This is a genomic window from Streptomyces sp. NPDC031497, assembly GCF_055580905.1.
On the sequence record NZ_JBVIKO010000005.1, the window covers coordinates 164,121 to 183,260 of the forward strand.

14 protein-coding genes are annotated in these 19,140 nt (G+C 70.2%); 5 read left to right on the plus strand and 9 right to left on the minus strand.

Annotated features, from left to right (window positions below; all coding sequences use genetic code 11):
* The first annotated feature begins 97 nt into the window (after positions 1-97).
* Together ACZ5K7_RS12105 and ACZ5K7_RS12110 are read left to right on the plus strand one after the other, a co-directional pair.
* A complete protein-coding gene (locus tag ACZ5K7_RS12105) occupies positions 98-1,648 on the plus strand; it encodes a UxaA family hydrolase (protein ID WP_468912818.1) in 1,551 nt (516 codons plus the stop codon).
* A gap of 69 nt (positions 1,649-1,717) precedes the next feature.
* On the plus strand, positions 1,718-2,479 hold the full coding sequence (locus tag ACZ5K7_RS12110) for an SDR family NAD(P)-dependent oxidoreductase (protein ID WP_468912820.1): 762 nt from the start codon (positions 1,718-1,720) through the stop codon (positions 2,477-2,479).
* 130 nt (positions 2,480-2,609) lie between these two features.
* Here the strand turns inward: ACZ5K7_RS12110 and ACZ5K7_RS12115 are convergent, their stop codons facing one another.
* Positions 2,610-2,993, minus strand: a complete 384-nt coding sequence (locus ACZ5K7_RS12115) for a limonene-1,2-epoxide hydrolase family protein (RefSeq protein WP_468912821.1) — start codon at positions 2,991-2,993, stop codon at positions 2,610-2,612.
* Between the two features lie 46 nt (positions 2,994-3,039).
* The gene (locus tag ACZ5K7_RS12120) at positions 3,040-3,948 is read right to left on the minus strand and encodes an alcohol dehydrogenase catalytic domain-containing protein (RefSeq protein ID WP_468912823.1); all 909 of its coding nucleotides are present in this window, start codon (positions 3,946-3,948) and stop codon (positions 3,040-3,042) included.
* An 87-nt stretch (positions 3,949-4,035) separates the two neighbouring features.
* Between ACZ5K7_RS12120 and ACZ5K7_RS12125 the strand changes: the two genes are divergently transcribed.
* Positions 4,036-4,569 carry a MarR family winged helix-turn-helix transcriptional regulator gene (locus tag ACZ5K7_RS12125; protein ID WP_468912825.1) on the plus strand — a complete coding sequence of 178 codons (534 nt, stop codon included), beginning with the start codon at positions 4,036-4,038 and terminating at the stop codon, positions 4,567-4,569.
* 191 nt (positions 4,570-4,760) lie between these two features.
* On the opposite strand, the gene ACZ5K7_RS12130 is transcribed toward ACZ5K7_RS12125, so the two are convergent.
* The 6 genes from ACZ5K7_RS12130 to ACZ5K7_RS12155 form a co-directional block, all read right to left on the minus strand.
* A complete protein-coding gene (locus ACZ5K7_RS12130; protein WP_468912827.1) occupies positions 4,761-7,235 on the minus strand; it encodes a transglycosylase domain-containing protein in 2,475 nt (824 codons plus the stop codon).
* 310 nt (positions 7,236-7,545) lie between these two features.
* The gene (locus tag ACZ5K7_RS12135; protein WP_468912829.1) at positions 7,546-8,799 is read right to left on the minus strand and encodes a COG4705 family protein; all 1,254 of its coding nucleotides are present in this window, start codon (positions 8,797-8,799) and stop codon (positions 7,546-7,548) included.
* 624 nt (positions 8,800-9,423) lie between these two features.
* Positions 9,424-10,710, minus strand: a complete 1,287-nt coding sequence (locus ACZ5K7_RS12140; RefSeq protein ID WP_468912831.1) for an MFS transporter — start codon at positions 10,708-10,710, stop codon at positions 9,424-9,426.
* Positions 10,707-11,918, minus strand: coding sequence for a type III PLP-dependent enzyme (locus ACZ5K7_RS12145; RefSeq protein ID WP_468912832.1), 1,212 nt, complete (start codon positions 11,916-11,918; stop codon positions 10,707-10,709). The genes ACZ5K7_RS12140 and ACZ5K7_RS12145 overlap by 4 nt, the downstream gene beginning before the upstream one ends.
* The gene (locus ACZ5K7_RS12150) at positions 11,915-13,627 is read right to left on the minus strand and encodes an IucA/IucC family protein (protein WP_351703215.1); all 1,713 of its coding nucleotides are present in this window, start codon (positions 13,625-13,627) and stop codon (positions 11,915-11,917) included. Before ACZ5K7_RS12150 ends, ACZ5K7_RS12145 begins: the two co-directional genes overlap by 4 nt.
* 17 nt (positions 13,628-13,644) lie before the next feature.
* Positions 13,645-15,246: an IucA/IucC family protein gene (locus ACZ5K7_RS12155; protein WP_468912834.1), complete on the minus strand. Its 1,602-nt coding sequence runs from the start codon at positions 15,244-15,246 to the stop codon at positions 13,645-13,647.
* A 535-nt stretch (positions 15,247-15,781) separates the two neighbouring features.
* Between ACZ5K7_RS12155 and ACZ5K7_RS12160 the strand changes: the two genes are divergently transcribed.
* Complete coding sequence (locus tag ACZ5K7_RS12160; RefSeq protein ID WP_468912836.1) at positions 15,782-16,543, plus strand: response regulator transcription factor; 762 nt, start codon at positions 15,782-15,784, stop codon at positions 16,541-16,543.
* Positions 16,540-18,039, plus strand: a complete 1,500-nt coding sequence (locus ACZ5K7_RS12165; RefSeq protein ID WP_468912838.1) for a sensor histidine kinase — start codon at positions 16,540-16,542, stop codon at positions 18,037-18,039. The genes ACZ5K7_RS12160 and ACZ5K7_RS12165 overlap by 4 nt, the downstream gene beginning before the upstream one ends.
* A 176-nt stretch (positions 18,040-18,215) precedes the next feature.
* On the opposite strand, the gene ACZ5K7_RS12170 is transcribed toward ACZ5K7_RS12165, so the two are convergent.
* A complete protein-coding gene (locus ACZ5K7_RS12170; RefSeq protein ID WP_468912839.1) occupies positions 18,216-19,052 on the minus strand; it encodes a COG4705 family protein in 837 nt (278 codons plus the stop codon).
* Positions 19,053-19,140: the final 88 nt, after the last annotated feature.

A 19,140-nucleotide genomic window follows, 5' to 3' on the forward strand; every position in this document is an offset into this window, starting at 1 on the left:
GAACCGCCCCGGGAACACGGGGCATTCGCATTCCGGATGAATGACCATCGATAACCGTCTTTCCCTTGTGCGGCATTGGGGCCATACGGTCGATCGCATGGACAGTGAACGTCGTGACACAGAGGCGGCGGGCCCGGTGGCGGCCGTCAGGCCACTGGTGCCACGCCCGGGTCGGGACGACATCGGGCTGCTCCTCGGGGATGTGTCCCGGGGAACGCCCGTCGAACTCGCCGACGGCACGGCACCGGTCGTCGAGGACATCGCCGCCGGCCACAAGGTCGCGTTGCGCGACATCCCGAAGGGTGCGCCGGTCCGCAAGTACGGCGAGGTGATCGGCGTGGCCCTGGCCGACATCCCGGCGGGCGGCCACGTGCATGTGCACAACCTGGGCATCGGCGGGTGGGAGGAGCCGGCGGCGCGTCCGTCGCCGGCCCCCACACGGCCCGCCTCCGCCGCCCCCACCCGCGACCACTTCCTCGGATACCGCAGGGCGGACGGGCGGGCGGCCACCCGGAACTACATCGTCGTGGTGCCGACCGTGAACTGCTCGGCCACGGTGGCCCGGATGATCGCCCAGCGGGCCGACGACCGGCACAAGGGGACTCCGGGGCTCGACGGCGTCATCGCGCTCCCGCACGACCTCGGCTGCGGTATGGCGGAGGGCACCCCCGGGGACACCATCCTGCGGCGCACCCTGCGCGGCTACCTCGGCCACGCCAACGTGGCGGCGGCCCTCCTGATCAGCCTCGGCTGCGAGGTCAACCAGCCGGAGAACCTCCTCGGCGACGACGCCGGAACCGAGACCCTCACCATCCAGGACCTCGGCGGCACCGCGGCGACGGTCAACGCGGCCCTGGACCGCATCGAGCGCCTGGTTCCGGGGATCGCGGCATCGCGCCGCACTCCGATCCCCCTCGCGGAACTGACGCTGGGCCTCCAGTGCGGCGGCAGCGACGCCTACTCCGGACTGACCGCCAACCCCACCCTCGGCGTCGCGGCCGACCTGCTCGTCGCGGCCGGCGGGAAGGTCGTCCTCGGCGAGACCCCCGAGATCTACGGTGCCCACCACCTGCTGCGGGACCGGGCGTCGAACCCCGGGGCGGCGGCCCGTATCGACGAACTCATCGCCTGGTGGCAGCAGTACACGGCCGCGAGCGGCGCCACGCTCGACAACAATCCGTCACGCGGAAACCGGGCCGGCGGCATCACCACCATCTGGGAGAAGTCCCTGGGCGCCGTACTCAAGTCCGGGACCAGCCCGCTGAACGACGTCGTCGGATACGGCGAGCCGGTCACCGCGCCGGGCCTCACGTTCATGGACACACCCGGCTACGACCCCGTGTCGGCCACCGGCATGGTCGCCGGCGGCGCCAACCTGCTCGCCTTCACGACCGGACGCGGCTCGCTGTTCGGCTCCCGTCCGGTCCCCTGCCTGAAGATCAGCACCACCAGCGGGCTGTACGAGCGGATGCGCGGCGACATCGACTTCGACGCCGGCCCGGCCATGAGCCACGCCGACCAGGTCACCTACGGCGCCGCCCTGTTCGAGGCCCTCGTGGACATGGCGTCGGGCGTCGAGAGCAAGTCCGAGGCACTCGGCTTCGGGACGGAGGAGATCGTCCCCTGGCGAATGGGAGCGGTCCTGTGACGCGAACAGGACCTCTTCGGCCTACGGCGCATCGACGCGGGACGTCCGCACACTACGAAAGGTCACGGCATGACGCTTCAGCACAGGACCGCCCTCGTCACCGGAGCCGCCTCGGGGATCGGCCGGGCGACCGCCCTGCGGCTGGCCGGTGACGGTTTCGCGGTGGCCCTGCTGGACCTCGACCGGGCCGGCCTGTCCCGGACCCGCACCCTGATCGAACAGGAGGGCGGCACGGCTCGGGAGACTCCCCTGGACCTGCGCCGGCCCGAGGAGGTCGCCGCGGCGGTGGACACCACCGTCAGCCTGCTGGGATCCCCGGCCGTCCTGGTGAACGTGGCGGGAGTCGGGGTGGCGGCGAACGTACTGGAGACCAGCGACGGTGACTGGGACCTGGTGCTGGGCGTGAATCTCACCGGGCCGTTCTTCATGACGCGGGCCGTCCTGCCCCACATGATCTCGGGCGGTGCGGGTGTGATCGTGAACATCGCTTCCGTGGGCGGACAGGTGGGCCTCGCACGACGTGCCGCGTACTGCGCGTCGAAGGCCGGGCTGGTCGGGCTGACGCGTGCCGTCGCGGTGGATCACGCCAGGGAAGGTGTGCGCTGTGTGGCGATATGCCCGGGGACGGTCGAGACGGAGTGGATCGACAAGATCCTCTCCGACGCCCCCGATCCCCGCGCGGCCCGTGCGGCGATGGCGGCCCGGCAGCTTGACGGCCGGCTCGGTACCCCCGAGGAGGTCGCCGCACTCGTCGCCTTCGTGGCAGGAGACCAGGGCCGGTTCATCAACGGGGCCGCCCTGACGATCGACGGCGGGATGACCGCGGCCTGACCGGCCCGACGCCCCCGGGACGCCCTCCAACCGCCCCGGCAGCGCTGTACAGCTCTCCGCAGTCAACCAGCCGCCCTCACCGACAAGTTGGCACGCGCTCGATGTGGACTCGCGCTGACGAGGTCCAGCCTTATCCCATCCGGCTGGTGAACTGGTTCATGTCGAAATAGTCGCGCCAGGCTTTGATCTTGCCGTCAGTGACCTCGAAGGTCCCCATGACCGGCAGTTCGAACGATTTGTCAGGGAGCTTGAAGACGTCCACCCGCTCGGTCATCACGATCGGTCCGTCGGCTGCGATGTTGATGACGCGGAACTCGATGTGCTCAATGCCTGGCGGGCCAGGGCGGATGAACGAGGTGATGGTGTCGGCGATGGCCTCCCGGCCGGTGATCGGCGCCAGCGGGATGTTGTGGTAGACGGCGTCGTCGGTGAAAAACGCCGCCAGTTCGGCGGCCCCGGCGTTGTTCGACCATGCCGCGCAAAACCTGCGTACTACCTCGATCGGGCTCTCCATGTGGCTCCTCCGGCGGTTGATCTGAACAGTGCACCGCGACAGGCCGCTAAGCGGTGAGGATGAGCTTTTCGTGCGCTGTGCCCGCTTCGAGAAGGGCGTGCGCCTGCGCGGCGTCCCGCATCGGCAGCAGCCGCTGGGCACGCAGGCGGAGTTGCCCGGAAGCGAGTAGTGGCATGGTCTGCTCGACCGCGTCGGGGGCACGGTCCGGGGTGGGGGCGGAGAGGGTGACGCCGAAGTCGGCCGCGTGCTCGTCCGCGAGGGTGATCACGCGCGCGGGGCCGCCCGCGAGTTCGACAGCGTCGCGGAGGCCGCCTCTGCCTCCGGCGTCGAAGACGGCGTCCACCGTGCCGACGTGCGCGCGCATCTGCGCAAGGAGCGCCGATCCGTAGCGGACCGGGATTGCGCCGAGATCCTTGGCGAACTGCTCGTCGCTCGGGCCGGTGGCACTGAAGACTGTGAGGCCCTGGGATACGGCCAGCTGGGTGGCGATCACGCCGACCGAGCCGCCGCCCCCGAGAACGAGCAGCGTCTCGCCGGAAGTGACGCCGAGCTGACGCAGGACGCCGACGGCGGCTTCGGCGGAGGCGGGCAGCGCCGCGGCGTCGGCCCAGCTGACGGTCGCTGGTTTGACGGTCCAGGAGGAGGCGAGGGCGTATTCGCCGTACCCGCCGAGCGTGGGCAGCTGGGCGGCGACCTCGTTACCCAGCGACACGCCGGTCACGCCCGGGCCGAGGGCGTCGACGGTGCCGGCGGCCTCGAAGCCGAGAACGGCGGGGTCGGGCAGCGGGAAGACCTCTTGGAGGTCGCCGCGCCGGATCTTCAGGTCGGTCGGGCCGACTCCCGCCGCGTGTACGCGCATCCTGATCTGGCCAGGTCCGGGTGCGGGCAGGGCGACTTCCGACCACACGAGCGTCTCGGGCGATCCGTATCCGGTGAGCACTGCCGCGTATGGCATCGGTACCTCCTGCTCCTGGCGGTCCGCGCGAGATGATGCGGGAGCGGCACGCCTCGACGGTGGTGCTGGACAGAAAGTATAGGTGACATGTCACGCAATGCCAACAGCGGTGCGCCGGAGCCCGAGGGCGGCTGGCTCGACGGCGAACAGCAACGGGCCTGGCTGGCGTACATCCGGACTCAGCTGCGGCTGACCTACGAGATGAATCGCCAGCTGCAGTCCGACAGCGATCTGTCCCTGCCGGATTACGACGTCCTGACGGCCCTGAGCGTCGCCGACGGGGGCCTGATGCCGATCACGGTGCTGGCCGCGCAGATCGGCTGGGAGCGCAGCCGGGTCTCGCACCACGTGCGGCGGATGGCCAAGCGGGAACTGGTGAGCTGCAGCCTGTCCGCGAACGACCGGCGCGTGACCGAGGTGAGTCTGACCCGACACGGCCGGAAGGTGCTCGAGGCCGCGGCTCTGGGACACGTGGAACTCGTGCGTCGCCTGTTCTTCGACGGCATGCCGCGCGAGCTTGTCGGGCCGCTCAGCCAGGCGCTGGAGAGCGTCTACGCGAACATAATCGCGCAGGGCACGCTGCCGCCGCCGGTGGACTGGCACCCGCCCGGGGGCGAGTGACCGGCGGTGGGCGAGTGCCATACCAGCCGCCCACCAGCAGCTTCAAGGTGGCATGCGCTCACTGGCCTACCGGGACATCCGCCGTCGCCGCCATGCTCGGTCCGGCCAGTCCGGACCGAGGCGAATGCAGGGACCCACCGGGTGGGTTCCTGAGGAAAAGGCCGGCAACCCACCGGCCACCGTGACGCGGCTCAAGGCCCTCCGCGGGTAACGGCCGGGGCCGGTGAGCTGGTCGTCGGTGAGGGTGAGGTGTTACCGCCGGTTGTGCCGCCGAGCAGCCCGCCGCCGGTGCCTCCGGTCGTGCCGGCGGTCGTGCCGGCGGTGTCGGTCGGACTTGGGCCGACGCAGTGCTTCCCATGCCCGCGGCACGGTGTGGTGGTGCGGGTGGGGGCGGCCGGTGCGGTCGGGGTGGCCGTGGGTGTGCTCTGGGGCGCGGTGGCGGAGGGTGTGGGCGAGGGTGCGCCGTATTCGTCCGTGCCCTGGCCCAGTTGGGGTGCGGGCGGGAACTGCTGGACGGGTTGTCCCTGGAGGGCGGCGGTCATGTAGCCGGTCCACACCTCGGTGGGCATGTCGGCGCCGAAGACCTTGGCGTAGCCGCCGACGCCCTGCATGGACCGCAGGCCGGCGTTCTTCGGGTCCTCCTTGAACATGCTCACAGCCGTGGTCAGTTGCGGGGTGTAGCCGATGAACCAGGCGGACTTGTAGTCGTCGGTCGTGCCGGTCTTGCCGGCCACCGGGCGGCCCAGGGCCTGGGCGTTGGTACCGGTGCCGTTCTTGACGACGTCCCGCAGGACGTCAGTGACGGTGTCGGCGGTCGAGGCGGGCATGGCCGTGGTGCCCTTGGGCTTGTCGAAGCCGGGCAGCTGCCGGCCGTCGGCGACGACCTTGGTCACCGAGTACGGCTCGTGCTGGACCCCGCCGTCGTCGAAGGTGGCGTAAGCGTCTGCCATGCGGATCGCCGACGGTGTGGAGGTACCGATGTAGAAGCCCGGGGTGTCGTACTGCAGGCTCGTGCGCAGGAGCCCCGCTTTCAGGGCCTCGCTCTCCACGTTGCCGTAGCCGACGTACTCGCCGAGCTGGACGTAGGGGGTGTTGACCGACTGCTCCATCGCCTTGCGCAGGGTGATGTAACCCCACTTGGTGGACACGTCGTTGCGCTGGTGCAGGAGCCCCGTGGGGTCGTTCGAGTCCGACAGCTCCCGGCCCTGCTGGTTCTTGATGGTGATGCCGTCGTCGCCGTCGAACTTCGAGGCCGGGGTGATCGGTGAGGCCGGCTGCCCGGGAGAGAGGACGGCGCCGTGGTCGAGGGCGGCGGCCAGGTCGACGGGTTTGAAGGTGGAGCCGACCGGCACGCCGGTCGCGTCCGCGTTGTCCGTCCAGTGCCCCTTGTTCCAGCCGGCCCCGCCGTACAGCGCCACGATCGCGCCGGTGGACGGACTGATCGACGCCGCACCGACCTGGACGTCCTTGTCGGCCGAGCGGTGCTGCGGGTCGAGGTGCCGGTGCTCCATCGCCGCGACGGACGCCGCCAGCGCGTTCACCTTCTTCTTGTCGAAGGTCGTGTAGATCTGGTAGCCACCGCGCCCCAGCTGCTGGTCCGTGAGGGAGGCGTGGGCTTCGACGTACTTCTCCGCGGCCTGCACCAGGTAACCGGTCTGCCCGGACATTCCGGCCGACGGCGAGTACGGCTTGGGCGTGGGGAACCCCGACGCCAGGTAGTGCTGTTCCTGAGCGCCGGTGATCTGGTGGATCTTGGCCATCCGGTCCAGCACGTACTTCCAGCGTTCCGTGGCCTGGGCCTTGGCCTGCGGGTCGGTGTCGGCGTGCATCAGCAGGCTCGGCTCGTTGACCGTGGCGGCGATGAAGGCCCCCTGGCTCACGTTCAGCTGGAAGGCGTGCACGTGGTAGTAGGTACGGGCCGCGGCCTCGATCCCGTAGGCGTCCCGGCCGTAGTAGCAGGTGTTGAGGTAGCCCTGCAGTATCTGCTGCTTGGTCATCTGGTCACCGATCTTCAGGGAGATCATGATCTCCCTGAGCTTGCGGCTGACCGACTGGTCCTGGCTGAGGTAGGTGTTCTTCACGAACTGCTGGGTGATGGTGGACCCCGACTGCACCTCACCGCCCGTGGCCATGTGATAGACGGCGCGGAGCATGCCTCGCGTGTCGATGCCCGGATCGGTGTAGAAGGTGGCGTTCTCCGCGGCGAGGAAGTCCCACTGGACCAGTTTCGGGACCTGCGCGAGATCGACGTTCTGCCGGTTGGTCGACCCCTGGGTGGCCATGACCGAGCCGTCCGACCAGTAGTAGGTGTTGCTCTGCGCCTGCGTACTGGGGTTCGCGCCGGGGATCGTCGTCGTGGCGTAGGCATAGCCGAACAGGCCCAGCAGGCCGCCGGCGAACAGCAGGAAGGTGCCGGACACCAGCTTCCACGAAGGCAGCCAGCGCCGCAGGCCGCGCCGGCCCGCCCGCGGGTAGTCGATCAGGCGGCGCCGACCTGAACGTCCGGCGTCCGTACGTCGCGTGCCCCCCGCGCGGCGGGCACGCCCGCCCCGGGCCTGGGCAGCCCTGCGTGCCGCGGCCCGGCCGCCGTACGGCATGCCGTCAGAGCCGGACGGTACGCCGGACGATGCGGTCCTCCCCGACGATCGGCGCCGGTGTTCGCTCATTCTCGCCACTCCTCAACCAAGGGCACGGCCCCGCCATCGCCGCGAGACCGCCCGCCGGATGCCTCCTGGGGCCCGAACGGGACACGCCTGCGCCCTCTCCGAAAACTCCTACAAGTCGTAAGAGTAAGTCGCACTCGCAAAGCGCAGGCAACCGCCCGCCCAAGAACGAGCCGTCGCCCCGCATCAGCCCCTGCCGCGGCTTCCGGTGCCGGCGGCCGCGGCCGCCGGCGGTCCGTGCCCCGAGTCCGGATCGGCCTGCCGACTGCCCCGGCACCTGGGATGCGTCGAGGCAGTCCGTCGTCGTGCCTGGTCAGCCGAGTGAGGTGAGGAGGGTGTTGAGTGCCTTGACCTCGGTGGCCTTGTCAGGGCTCGGGGCGCGCAGCGCCGTCAGGACCTGGTCGATCTCGCTGTCGAGGAAGTGCCAGGACTGCTCGCTCTTGGGCTCGAGGGTGGACTGGTCCTTGTCCCAAGCGGTTTCGAGGTCCGTGACTCGGGTGGTCGCGGCGGACTGGTCGCCCGAATCGAGCTTTGCCCGGGTGTCGGCTGCGATCGTGCGGAACTTCGCGATCTCGGCCGGAGGGAACGGCGACGTCGCCTGCTTCGGGGTGAGATGGGCGGTTACCGGTGCGGGGGCGTCTTCCTCACTGGCCGCGGCCGCGTGGGGCTGGTGGTGTGCCCAGACGAGAAGCGCCGCGGTTGCGACCGCCACGACGGCGTAGTAGCCGAGCATGATCCGCTCACGCGCCGGGTTCAGCGCTCGCGGGGCATGAGGGAGATCGTGGGTCTCGATGACATCGCTGCGGCTGACCGTGAGGTACACGACCGTGGCGAGGATCGCGCCCAGGAAGACCACGCTGGTCACCGCGGTGCCGAGACCCAGGCCGCCGTCGCCGCTGGGCGAGCCGAGCCAGTCACCGAGGTTGGCACCGAGCGGGCGGGTGAGGATGTAGGCCAGCCAGAAGGAGAGCACCGCGTTGGCGCCGAGGCGCCAACCGAGGATGATCGCGACGATCAGCCCGAGAGGCAGGAACACGGAGACACCTGCGGTCCAGCCGGTCAGTTCCAGGGTCCAGTCGCCGGTCGCCGTGCCGAGGGCGAAAGTGACCAGGACCGCGAGCCAGTAGAAGAGTTCACGGGGACGCGTGGTGATGGTATGGACCGACAGGGTCCGCTCGCGGGCGTACCAGATCCCGAAGACCACGGCCAGAAGGCCGGCGAAGACGCTGCTGCTCAGCGCGAGGGGAACGCCCTGGCTGTCGGTGAGGATGTCGGTGTAGAGGGTCCCGGTCACGCTCACCACCACGACGGCGAGCCAGTACACGAACGGGACGTAGCGTTTGGTGCTGAGTTGCCAGCCCATGACGGCCGCCAGCACCACGGTGAAGATCAATGCCGTGTTGATCAGGCCGACGCCGAGGTTCATGTTGATCCAGTCGGCGAAGCTTTCGCCGACCGTGGTGCACAGGATCTTGATGATCCAGAACCAGATCGTGACCTCGGGAACCTTGTTCAGCATCTGTTTGGCGGGCGCCCGAAGGCCGTCGGGCGTCGTCGCAGTTGTCATGTAATCCTCGCAAGGAACGAGTGGCAGCGCGAAGGGGCGTCCCTCACGTCTGCGGAACAGTAGTTTTCTGGAAATTCATGGCCAGGCGCTGTGTCAGATCCACAGGGCTGCGGTACGACTTCGATTGCTCGTCAAGCCCGTTCAGGGCGCGCCGCCGGGGTCGTTGTTCACGACTGGGTTCGCACTCCTGGAATTGCCTGCACTACGAAGGCGTTGATCCCGCAGCTGGGAGCCTCCGAGGCGGCGAGACTCGATTCCATGGGCACCGGCGAATGCCCCCCATTTCCCGGGCAGCCCAACGAAATCATCGGGCCAATTCGAATCCGGGTCCGTAAAATTAGCCGGAATTCCGGGATCCCAATCCGGGGATGCAATCTGCGCAGCTCATGAATTCGCGTCGCCCGATACCTCCTCGCGACTTCCCCTCCTGGCCGCGCAGAGGCTCTCTCGGCGCTTCTCCAGCCAGTTCCGGAGAAGTGGTGTGCGCCCGTCTCAGCCGCTTGTTCGCCGACTCGCTGGTGGATGCCCGCCTCTGGAACCACCGGGCTGTCAGGCGTTTCATCGGTCATGGTGCCCGACTGTGCCAGCTGGAACCTGAACGCATCCTGACTGCCACCGTGCGTATCACTCGCCCCGTGACGGGACCGGGTCAGGCGCCACGCGCCGCTGATTCGGCCGGTGCCGCTCGGTACTCCAAGCCGACAGAGCGAGCGCGGAGGCCGCTGAGATCACACCGCCGAGTATCAGGGCGGAGCGGGGGCCGAGGGCGTCGGAGACGACGCCGACGAGAGGGGCGCCGATGGGAGTGCCGCCCAGGAGCACGAGGAAGTAGACGGACAGCACACGCCCGCGCAGGTGCGGGTCGACGTGCAGCTGTGTCAGGGCGTTGGCGGTCGTGGTGACGATCACCGCGGCGAAGCCGACGGGGACCAGCAGGGCCATGAACGTGCCGTAGCCGGGCATCAGGCCCAGCGCGGCCTCCAGTACGCCGAAGACGACCGTGGCCGTGATCAGACGTCGGGGGGTGGGCGGTTGCCTCCCGTTGGCCGCGAGGAGCGCACCCGCCAGGCTGCCCGCCGCATAGGCGGCGGAGAGGCAGCCGAAGGCCGCCGCGCCGGAGTGGAAGACGGTGATGGCCACGAGGGAGATGGTGACCTGGAAGTTGAGTCCGAAGGTGCCGACGAAGGCGACGAGCGTGATCGGCAGGAGCAGTTCCGGTGTGGTGGCGATGTGGCGGAAGGCGTCGGTCAGGCACTTGTCGCCGGGTCGGTGCCTGCCGGGGTGCCGGAGTTCACCGGACGGGATCGTGACCAACCCGTACAGGACTGCCAGATAGGAGACCGCGTTGATCAGGAACACCGGGCCGGTACCGACGGCGGCCGCGGTCAGGCCCGCTGCGGCGGGCCCGAGGATGCGGGCGACGTTGAACTGGGCGGAGTTCAGGCTGACCGCGGCGGCCATCTGCTCGCGGACGACCAGTTCCGATATGAGGGCGTTGCGGGCGGGACCGTCCACGGCGGTGGCGGTGCCGAGGGCCGCGGCCAGGACGTAGACGGACGGCAGGCTCACCGTGCCGGTGACGGTCAGGACGCCGAGCAGCAGTGACTGCGCCGCCATGGCGGTCTGGGTGATCAGCAGCAGCCGGCGTCTGGGGTAGCGGTCGGCGAGGGCTCCCCCGGTGAGGCCGAACAGGGTCTGGGGCAGGAACTGCAGTGCGGTCACGACGCCGACCGCCCTGCCGCTGTCGCCGGTCAGCTGCAGGACCAGGAGGTCCTGGGCGGCTCGCTGCATCCAGGTGCCGATGTTGGAGGTCAGCTGGCCGAGCAGGTAACGGCGGAAGGCCCGGACGGTGAGGGTCGCGAGCGCCGAACCGTGCTCCTTTCCGCGTGGCGGGCGGCACTGCAGGCTCATGCCGGCCGGCCCGCGCACGCGTCCGCGACGGGCGTGTCCAGGTCGTCGATGTGGTGGAAGGTCGGGTGGGGGTGCATGAGGAACGCGTGGTGGGAGATGTTCCACGCGTAGGCACCGGCCATGGCGAACGCGATCCGGTCGCCGATCCGCAGCCGGTCGACCATGACGCGGCGGGCCAGCACGTCCTTGGGTGTGCAGAGCTGGCCGACCAGTGTCACCGGCTCGCCGCGGACCTCCGGGCGGGGCCAGGAGTGATGCCACGACTGGTCGGGGATGATCTCGAAGGGCTGGTCGTGCTGTTTCGCGGCCGGTGTGCGCAGGTGGTGGGTTCCGCCGCGCAGGACGGCGAACGCCTGGCCGCGGCTGCGTTTGACGTCCAGGACCTGGGTGACGTACCAGCCGCAGTAGGCCGTGAGCGAGCGACCCGGTTCGATCCGCAGCGTGACACGGGGGTGGCGTTCCAGCGTCCGGCACAGCCCGACACCGAACGCGGCCCAGTCGAAGACCTCGTCGGGACGGGTGTAGTCGACGCCCATCCCGCCGCCGATGTTGACCTCGGCGAGTGCGGTCCCCTGTTGGTGCGCCCAACGGTCCGCCCAGGCCATGACCTGGGCGACGAGGGCCAGGTGAGCACGCGCGTCGAGGCCGCTGGCGACGTGGATGTGCAGCCCGCGCAGCCGGATACGGCCGTCGTCCGTGATGATCCGCAGGCATCGGTCCAGGTGCGCGGGGTCCAGGCCGAAAGGGCTGGGGCAGCCGCCCATGACCAGGGAGACCGAACGGAGCATCACGGGTACGTTGACGCGCAGCAGCACGTCGACCGTGCGGTCGCCCAGCACGGTCGTCAGCGTGCGCAGCTCGTGTTCGCTCTCGACATGCAGGCGCTCCACGCCCGCGTCCAGTGCCTCGGCCAGTTCCTCCGGGGTCTTGCCGGGGCCGCCGAAGGCGATCCGGGCTTTGGGAAAGAGGCCGCGGACGTGGCGGACTTCGCCGGCGGAGGCGACCTCGAACCCGTCGACGTGCCCGGCCAGGGTCTGCAGCAGGCGGGGGTCGGAGTTGGCCTTGGCCGCATAGAGCAGTTCGACGCGGCGGGGCAGCGCGGCCCGGACGGCGCGGATGTGTTCGCGCAGGCCAGGCAGGTCGTAGAGGTAGGCGGGCAGGTCGTCGTCGGCCAACTGGCGGACGTGGTGCAGAAGTGCGGGCCTCACGGCGTCACCTCGCGGGGGAAGTGCGCGCCGAGCGGGCTGGGCAGGGGAATGTAGTGGGCGTGCCGGTCGGCCTGGCGGGACCAGCGCAGCAGGAGGTTGGCCTTGGCGGGCAGCGGGACGCCGGAGAGCAGGGCCCGTAGGCGGGGCGGTTCACCGGCGGTGTGGGCGTATGCGTCGATGCGGTCACGGACCAGGCCCCACAGCGCGGGTTCGAGTGCCGGCCGGAGGTCGGCCAGGGCGCCGAGCACCTCGGCGACATGGTTGACCAGCAGGCAGTACGCGACCCGGTTCCAGCCGCGTTCGGCGTCGTAGGTCAACGGCCCGCGGACGTCCTCCGGAAGAGCGGACAGAAACCGCTCATGATGACGGGGCAGGAGCTTGGTGCCCTCCAGGTCGCGGAACAGCATCTGCGCGGGCATGCCGTCCGCGCTCACGCCGACGACGACGTTCTGCAGGTGGGGTTCCAGGACGATGCCGTGTTCGAAGTACGCGGCGAGCACGGGTGGCAGCAGCAACCCGAGATACGCCTCCCACCAGGCCAGGAGGTCTCCGTCACCGCGGGCCAGCAGGTGGGAGACGTGGGCCTGGCTGGTGGGGTACTCGTCCGCGATCGCCGCGGCGAGCAGCGGCGTCACACCCGGACGGAGGTGGGGCCGTAGGCCGGAGCGCACGATGACGCCGAAACCCTCGATCAGGTCGGTGTCGCCGTCGGCGGCGACGGTGCGGTAGCCGGGCTCGGCGAGCAGCGCGCAGCCGGGGAAGCGGTCGGCGAGCCGGGTCATGACGGGCTGGACCAGCCGGTTCAGGGCGACGGCACCCGACAGTTCGTAACCGGCGTTCTTGCGCAGGCAGTTGGTGATGCGGACGTTCAGGCTGAACTTCAGGAAGGTGTCCGCGTCCGGCTGGTAGAGCGTACGCACCGACGCGGTGGGCACCCATGCGGGCCCGCTGACGCCCGCGTCCACGACGGCGCCGTCCGCCATCGCCGCGCGCAACCCCTCGTGACCGCGCAGCAACCGGAACTGCCAGGGATGCACCGGGAGCGTCACGTATTCCGGGTCCGCCGGCGGAAACAGCCTGTCCAGCTCGCCCGACTCACCTTCTTCCCGTACCAGTTCGCGGCGTACGGCCAGGTGGTGCAGGCGGATGCGGGCTCCGGTCTCCGGTCCGTACGCCAGCCAGTCCGCGGGGTCCCCGGTACGGGCCTTGGGCGTGGGGTGGAAGCGGTGTCCGAACACCAGCGCCTGCTCGGAAGCCAGATAGAGGTCCGGACACAGGCCCGGTTGCGGTGCCGGACGGGCGCGGTGTTCCAGGGTGGTGCGGATGGTCTCGTGGCTGTCGGCGACCTGGTCCAGGAACTCGTCGTTGGCCGTGCCGGTGCGCAGTTCCAGTTCCTCCTGGACATGGCCGGCCAGTTCCCGCCAGTCGACGGTGATCCACGAGGCGTCGTGAAGCCTTTGGACGGGGCCCTGGAAACGGTGGGCGCCGATCATCGAGACCCGGCGGAGTCGGGCCCGCAGCAGGAGGTCCCTGCGCGGCAGGCGCAGCAGGAGGTGGTCGTGGTCGACGGTCACCTGGTGCTCGGGGGCGGACACCTCGCGGACGAGGCAGTTGAGCAGGGTGTGGGCGGTGACGGCGTCGGCGGTCTCGTCCGGCTGATCGGTCTGTGCCGCGGTCGTGGTGCCGGACGCGATGGCGGAGGTGGTCATGGGGTGGCTCCCGTGCGTCAGAAGTGGCGGTACCGGGTGAGGGGATTGGGCATGGCAATCCACTGGGCCTTGCCGGGGTCGTCGGCCAGACGCATCGCGATGGTGGCCTTCAACGGCAGGGTGTCGCCGAAGAAGACGGCCTCGTCCCCGTGATCCGGCAGTTCGGCGTATGCCCGGCGGCCGGCCTCGGCCACCGTCTCCCACAGCGTCCCGGGGTCGATGGCACGGGTGCGGGCGAGGACGTCGACCAGCTCGCTGAAGACCCCGCTGACGAGCGCGCCGAACAGCTTGGTGCGCAGCGCGTCCAGGTCGTCGCCCGCCCGGGTGCCGGCGAGGGGTGGCAGGGTGAATCCGCAGGCGGCCAGCCTGCGCGGGCTGACCCGGACGCCGTCCAGGTCCCGGTAGAGCACGCGTACCGGCCTCCCGTCCCGAAGGACGACCAGGGTGTTCTGGCCGTGGGCCTCCAGCGCGACTCCCATGGACAGCAGGGTCAACGCGGGCGGCAGTACCAGCGCGGCGAAGTCCCGCAGCCAGCGCACCGGATCACCCGCCACGACGGCGGCGCCGGTCGCGTGCACCGCCGTCAGCGGGACGGCGATCTCACCGTCGCCGAGGTGGGAGTCGGTGGACTCCCTGAGCATCGCGGACAAGCTGTCGGACGCGCGCCCACCCACCCGGACCGCGCCGCCGCCCAGCTCACGGAGCACCCGCAGGCTCTCGCCGAACCCGGCTTTGTCGACGACGGCCGAGACCAGCTCCGACAGGGCCGGTCCGTCGGCCACCTCCGCCGGCGAGATGGTTCTCCGGTAGTTGGTGACCTGCACGTCCAGGGCGGTCTTGATGTGACAGCCGGGCAGCTCGGCCACCGGTGCGAGCGTACGCAGCGACAGCAGCGGCCGGGCCGGGATCGTCCGCGCCGTCACGGCGAGGTCGCGGTGGCGCGCCAGTACGTGGTCCCGCTGCCAGGGGTGGACCGGAACCAGGAGCGTGTCGCCGTCCCGCAGCTCCGCCGGCCAGGTGCCCGCGCTCTGCCAACGGTCGGCCGGGACGGGCAGCAGGGCCAGTTCGATCACCGGGTGGTGTTCGGGCCCGTAGGCCAGGACCTCGGCGACGGACATGCCGGTACGGGTACGGCAGCACGGGTGCTGCGGGTGACCGTCGACCACCGCCTGCTCCGCATCGACCGAATCGCGCGGCCTGCCGGGCCTTTCGGGATTCGCGGCACGGGCCAGCGCGAGGTTGACGACGCTGTTGTCCAGTTCGGCGGCGAGCTGACTCACCGCCGATCCTGACTGCCCCAGCTGGGCAAGGAGTTGCGCCGGCCCGCGAACCGGCCCTGCGGGCCCCGACACCGTGAAGTCCTCGGGCGCCCGGGCGAACCGCTGGGCGCACACGTCAGGCGCCGTGAGCCGGTCACCGTTGCACAGCGTTACGACCAGTGTGTCCGCCTCGCGTCGCCGGACCGTCACGCCGGGCACCGGCTCCCGCGCGAGGGCGCCCCACAGCCGCCCCAGGACGGTGGCCCGCGCTCTGGGGAAGGCCGCCGCGAACGGCTCCGCCAGATCCGGGCGCACCCGCCGCAGTTCGTCGATCGTCGTGTCGGGGGTGTCTGAGGGCATGGCGGATTCCCGGAAGTCGAGTGGTTTTTCCAGCACGCGGCGGACCTGAACCGGACCGCACATCGGACACTACGGGAAGGCGTGTAAGCGCTAATCAAGCGGAAATACAGGTGGTTTCCGGAAATCCCCGCGGCGAAAACCCGGAAACGCCAGAAAAACGGGTCGCGCATGTGTGTTGCCGCTTCCTTGTGACAGCCGCGCAACCAGGGCCCACAGCACGGTGCAGTCATGCCTGCCACGCGGCAAGTTACAGGTCATGGGCGGCTCCCGGCTGCCCGCAGCACACGCTTCGGCGGAATCACGGCGATCCTGTTGCCCTGTTTCTTAACCATCTCCTAACCAGAAGCTGGCAACACACTGGATGTCCTGGCACAGCCCTCGTCCGCGAGTGCGCCATCCGGCTGAATTCCGCGCCCGCCCGTCGACGACCTCGCGCGTGCCGCCGTCACATGAGAAACCCGGAGGGTCACTGATATGAGGGAATAGCGCGGCGGTTGTACAACGCGGCAGGGCTGCCGTTTGTGAGCCTGTCGGCATGCATCTGCTGCTGATCGAGGACGACGACCGGGTGGCCGAGCCCCTGCTGGAGGGGTTGAGCCGTTTCGGGTTCACCGTGGAACACGCGCGAACCGGTGCCGACGGCCTGTCCGCCGCGGAGCCGGCGATGGTGCTCCTGGACCTGGGGCTCCCCGACATGGACGGCATCGACGTCTGCCGGGAGCTGCGAGCCCGCTCCGCGGTCCCGATCATCATGATCACCGCGCGGGATTCCGAGGCCGACCGGGTGCTCGGTCTGGAACTGGGCGCGGACGACTACGTGTCGAAGCCGTTCGGGGTCCGGGAGCTGGTGGCGCGGATCCGGGCCGTGGCCCGCCGGACGCGGGCCGTGCCCGGCGATACGGGTGATCCGGTGACAGCAGCAGCCAACAGCCGGGACCCGGCCGGTGCGGCCGGCGCCCAGCTGATCGGTCCCCTCAGCGTCGACCGCCGGACGCGTCAGGTGCGTGTGGGCCGGGCGCCGATCGCCTTGGCTCCCAAGGAGTTCTCCCTGCTCGTCTGCCTCGCCGAAGATCCCGGAGCCGTCTTCTCCCGCCAGCAGATCCTCGACACGGTGTGGGAGCCGGACTATTTCGGCCCCACGAAGACCCTCGACGTACACATCGCCGCCCTGCGCCGCAAACTGGGTGACCCCGCCTGGATCGAGAACATCCGCGGCATCGGGTTCCGTCTCGTTCCGCCCACAGGTCCCGGCCCGGCCCCGGCCGCACCGGATCAGCCCCGCAGTGACGTCCGATGACGCGCCGTCTGCTGCTCAGCTACCTCAGCCTCATGGCACTCGTCCTGCTGGCCCTGGAAGTTCCCTTCGGCTTCGTCTACGCCCGCAACGAGCTGAACCGCTTCTCCCACACCGCCGAACTGGGCGCGGTCACGCTCGCCTCGGTGTGCGAGGAGAAACTCGAACACGGGCGGGCGTCGGACCTGCCGGAATTCGCCCGCGACTACGCCCGGCGCACCGGCAGCGGTGTGGTCATCACCGACCGAGGCGGCACGGTCCTCACCGACTCCGCCGACGCCACCGCCGTGGGCACGGACCTCTCCTCCCAGCCGGACATCGCCACCGCCCTCCACGACCGGCCCGCCACCGGGATCCGCGACGACCTCGTCCCGGGCGTCAAGGTCCTGTTCGCCACCGTGCCGGGCGGGACAGGCGACACCGTCCCCTGCGTCGTCCGGACCCTCTACCCGCTCACCCCGATCGCCGAGAAGGTGCATGCCACCTGGGCCGCGCTCGGCGTCGTCGGCCTTGGCGTGCTGGCGGTGGTCGCGCTGATCGGTTCCGCGCTCGCCCGCTGGATCACCCGCCCTCTGCGGGCTCTGGAACGCGCCACGACGCAACTCGCCGACGGCCGCCTGACCGACCCTCCGGCCACCGACCACGGGCCCCCCGAACTACGCCGGGTGACGGCCGCGTTCACCCGCACGGCCACCCGGCTCCAGCACCTGCTGCACGCCCAGCAAGCCTTCGCCTCCGAGGCATCGCACCAGCTCAAGACCCCCTTGACCTCCCTGCGCCTGCGTCTGGAGAACTTCGAGCCCCACCTCGCCGCCTGCGCCCAGGACAGTCTCGGCGACGCGATCGACGAAGTCGCCCGCCTCAGCCGCATGGTCCAGGGGCTGCTCGCCCTCGCCCGGCTGGAGAACTCGGCGATCACTCCGGAGACCGTGGACCTCGACGCCGTCGTCGCCGACCGCGCGGCCATCTGGACGGCGTTCGCCGGCGATCAGCGTGTCGGCATCGCGGTGTCCGGCACGAAAGTCGGCCAGGTGTGGGCGGTCGCGGGCGCACTCGAACAGATCCTCGACAACCTGCTGTCCAACGCGCTGAGCGTCTCCCCGCCCGGCACCACGATCACCCTGGCGACCGCCACCGCCACCGCGACGGCAGACGACGGCTGCACGGTCGAACTGCATGTGATCGACCAGGGCCCAGGCATGACCGAAACCGACCGGCAACGGGCCTTCGACCGCTTCTGGCGTGCCGCTGACGCCCGCCATGACGGCACCGGCCTGGGCCTTTCCATGGTTCAGCGGCTCACCCAGGCCGGTGGTGGAGACGTCGCCCTGAACGCGGCGCCAGACGGCGGGTTGGACGCCGTCGTCAGGCTACGGCCCGTGCCGGCAGTCCGCGCCCGGACCCACTCGGCGGCCCATCGCAAGATCCCGCCGCTGCGCGACTACAGCGCGACGGGCGACCGGCCGATCGCCGAGGCCGTCTCGGGTGGAGAGCCGTGAGTGATTGCCGGTGACGCGGCCGAAGGGAGGCTGCGGCAGGCTCCCCGGGCGCACGGTTCAGGGTCGGCCTGCCTGTCGGATGACCTGTGCGATGAACCGTTCGTCGATGCGGACGGGACCTGCGGCCCTGCCGGAGCCGGCCTGGACGGTTCCTGAAGCACCGCTGTTCCCGCAGCTCAGGCCGCGGGTACCGGCGGGTGCTTCGGTTCGGAGATGTCCCTGCGGGTGACGGACAGGTAGCCGACCGTGCCGAGGATCACCGTCAGGAACAGGGCGCTGGTGACGACGGTACCGAGCCCGAGGCCGCCGTCGCCGGTGGGCTGGGAGAGGTAGTCGCCGATGGAGGCGCCGAGGGGGCGGGTGAGGAGGTAGGCGATCCAGAAGCTCCACACCGCGTCCAGGTCCAGCGCGAAGTACGCGAGGGCCACTGCGGCGATGGCAGCAGCGAACAGTGTGGCGGACAGCCAGTACCCGAGGCCCAGGCGCTCGGACAACAGGTCACCGGCGGCGGTGCCCAGGGCGAACGTGAAGAGCACCGCCAGCCAGTAGAAGGACTCGCGGCCGACGGTGTCGATGTGGTGGATGGACAGGGTCCGCTCGCGTCGGTACCAGACCACGAACACGACGGCGAGGACGAGCGCGAAGACCGTCGTACTGGTCTCCAGCGGCACACCCATGTTGTCGGTGAGGTTGTCGCTGATCAGCGTGCCGACGACGCTGATGAGCGCCACGGCGAGCCAGTACACGCCCGCCCGGTAGGCACTCGTGCGGAACTGGACCACCAGGACGACGGCCAACAGGGCGCTCATCAGCACCGAGACACCGGTCAGCCCCAGGCCGGCCTTCTCGTTCAGCAGGTCGGCCGCGGTCTCACCGACCGTCGTGCACAGGACCTTGATGATCCAGAAGTAGACGGTGAGTTCGGGCACCTTGTTCCAGCGCGGGCGATGCCCCGAAGCGGCTGTCCGGCCGGCCTCCGGAACCACCTGGCTGTCGGACGTTTCGTAGGTCACGCTGCCCGACCATGCCAGCCCGTTCCTGAACATATCCTGACCGCCGCCGCGCACAGGCCCCGCCCTGAGATTGCCGCACGGGCCGCAT

Bases quoted from the DNA above. Each gene is read 5' to 3' on its own strand.
- ACZ5K7_RS12105 (WP_468912818.1), top strand. From the start codon at position 98: ATGGACAGTGAACGTCGTGACACAGAGGCGGCGGGCCCGGTGGCGGCC.
- ACZ5K7_RS12110 (WP_468912820.1), top strand. From the start codon at position 1,718: ATGACGCTTCAGCACAGGACCGCCCTCGTCACCGGAGCCGCCTCGGGG.
- ACZ5K7_RS12160 (WP_468912836.1), top strand. From the start codon at position 15,782: ATGCATCTGCTGCTGATCGAGGACGACGACCGGGTGGCCGAGCCCCTG.
- ACZ5K7_RS12150 (WP_351703215.1), bottom strand. From the start codon at position 13,627: ATGACCACCTCCGCCATCGCGTCCGGCACCACGACCGCGGCACAGACC.
- ACZ5K7_RS12165 (WP_468912838.1), top strand. From the start codon at position 16,540: ATGACGCGCCGTCTGCTGCTCAGCTACCTCAGCCTCATGGCACTCGTC.
- ACZ5K7_RS12155 (WP_468912834.1), bottom strand. From the start codon at position 15,246: ATGCCCTCAGACACCCCCGACACGACGATCGACGAACTGCGGCGGGTG.
- ACZ5K7_RS12135 (WP_468912829.1), bottom strand. From the start codon at position 8,799: ATGACAACTGCGACGACGCCCGACGGCCTTCGGGCGCCCGCCAAACAG.
- ACZ5K7_RS12140 (WP_468912831.1), bottom strand. From the start codon at position 10,710: ATGAGCCTGCAGTGCCGCCCGCCACGCGGAAAGGAGCACGGTTCGGCG.
- ACZ5K7_RS12125 (WP_468912825.1), top strand. From the start codon at position 4,036: ATGTCACGCAATGCCAACAGCGGTGCGCCGGAGCCCGAGGGCGGCTGG.
- ACZ5K7_RS12130 (WP_468912827.1), bottom strand. From the start codon at position 7,235: ATGAGCGAACACCGGCGCCGATCGTCGGGGAGGACCGCATCGTCCGGC.
- ACZ5K7_RS12120 (WP_468912823.1), bottom strand. From the start codon at position 3,948: ATGCCATACGCGGCAGTGCTCACCGGATACGGATCGCCCGAGACGCTC.
- ACZ5K7_RS12115 (WP_468912821.1), bottom strand. From the start codon at position 2,993: ATGGAGAGCCCGATCGAGGTAGTACGCAGGTTTTGCGCGGCATGGTCG.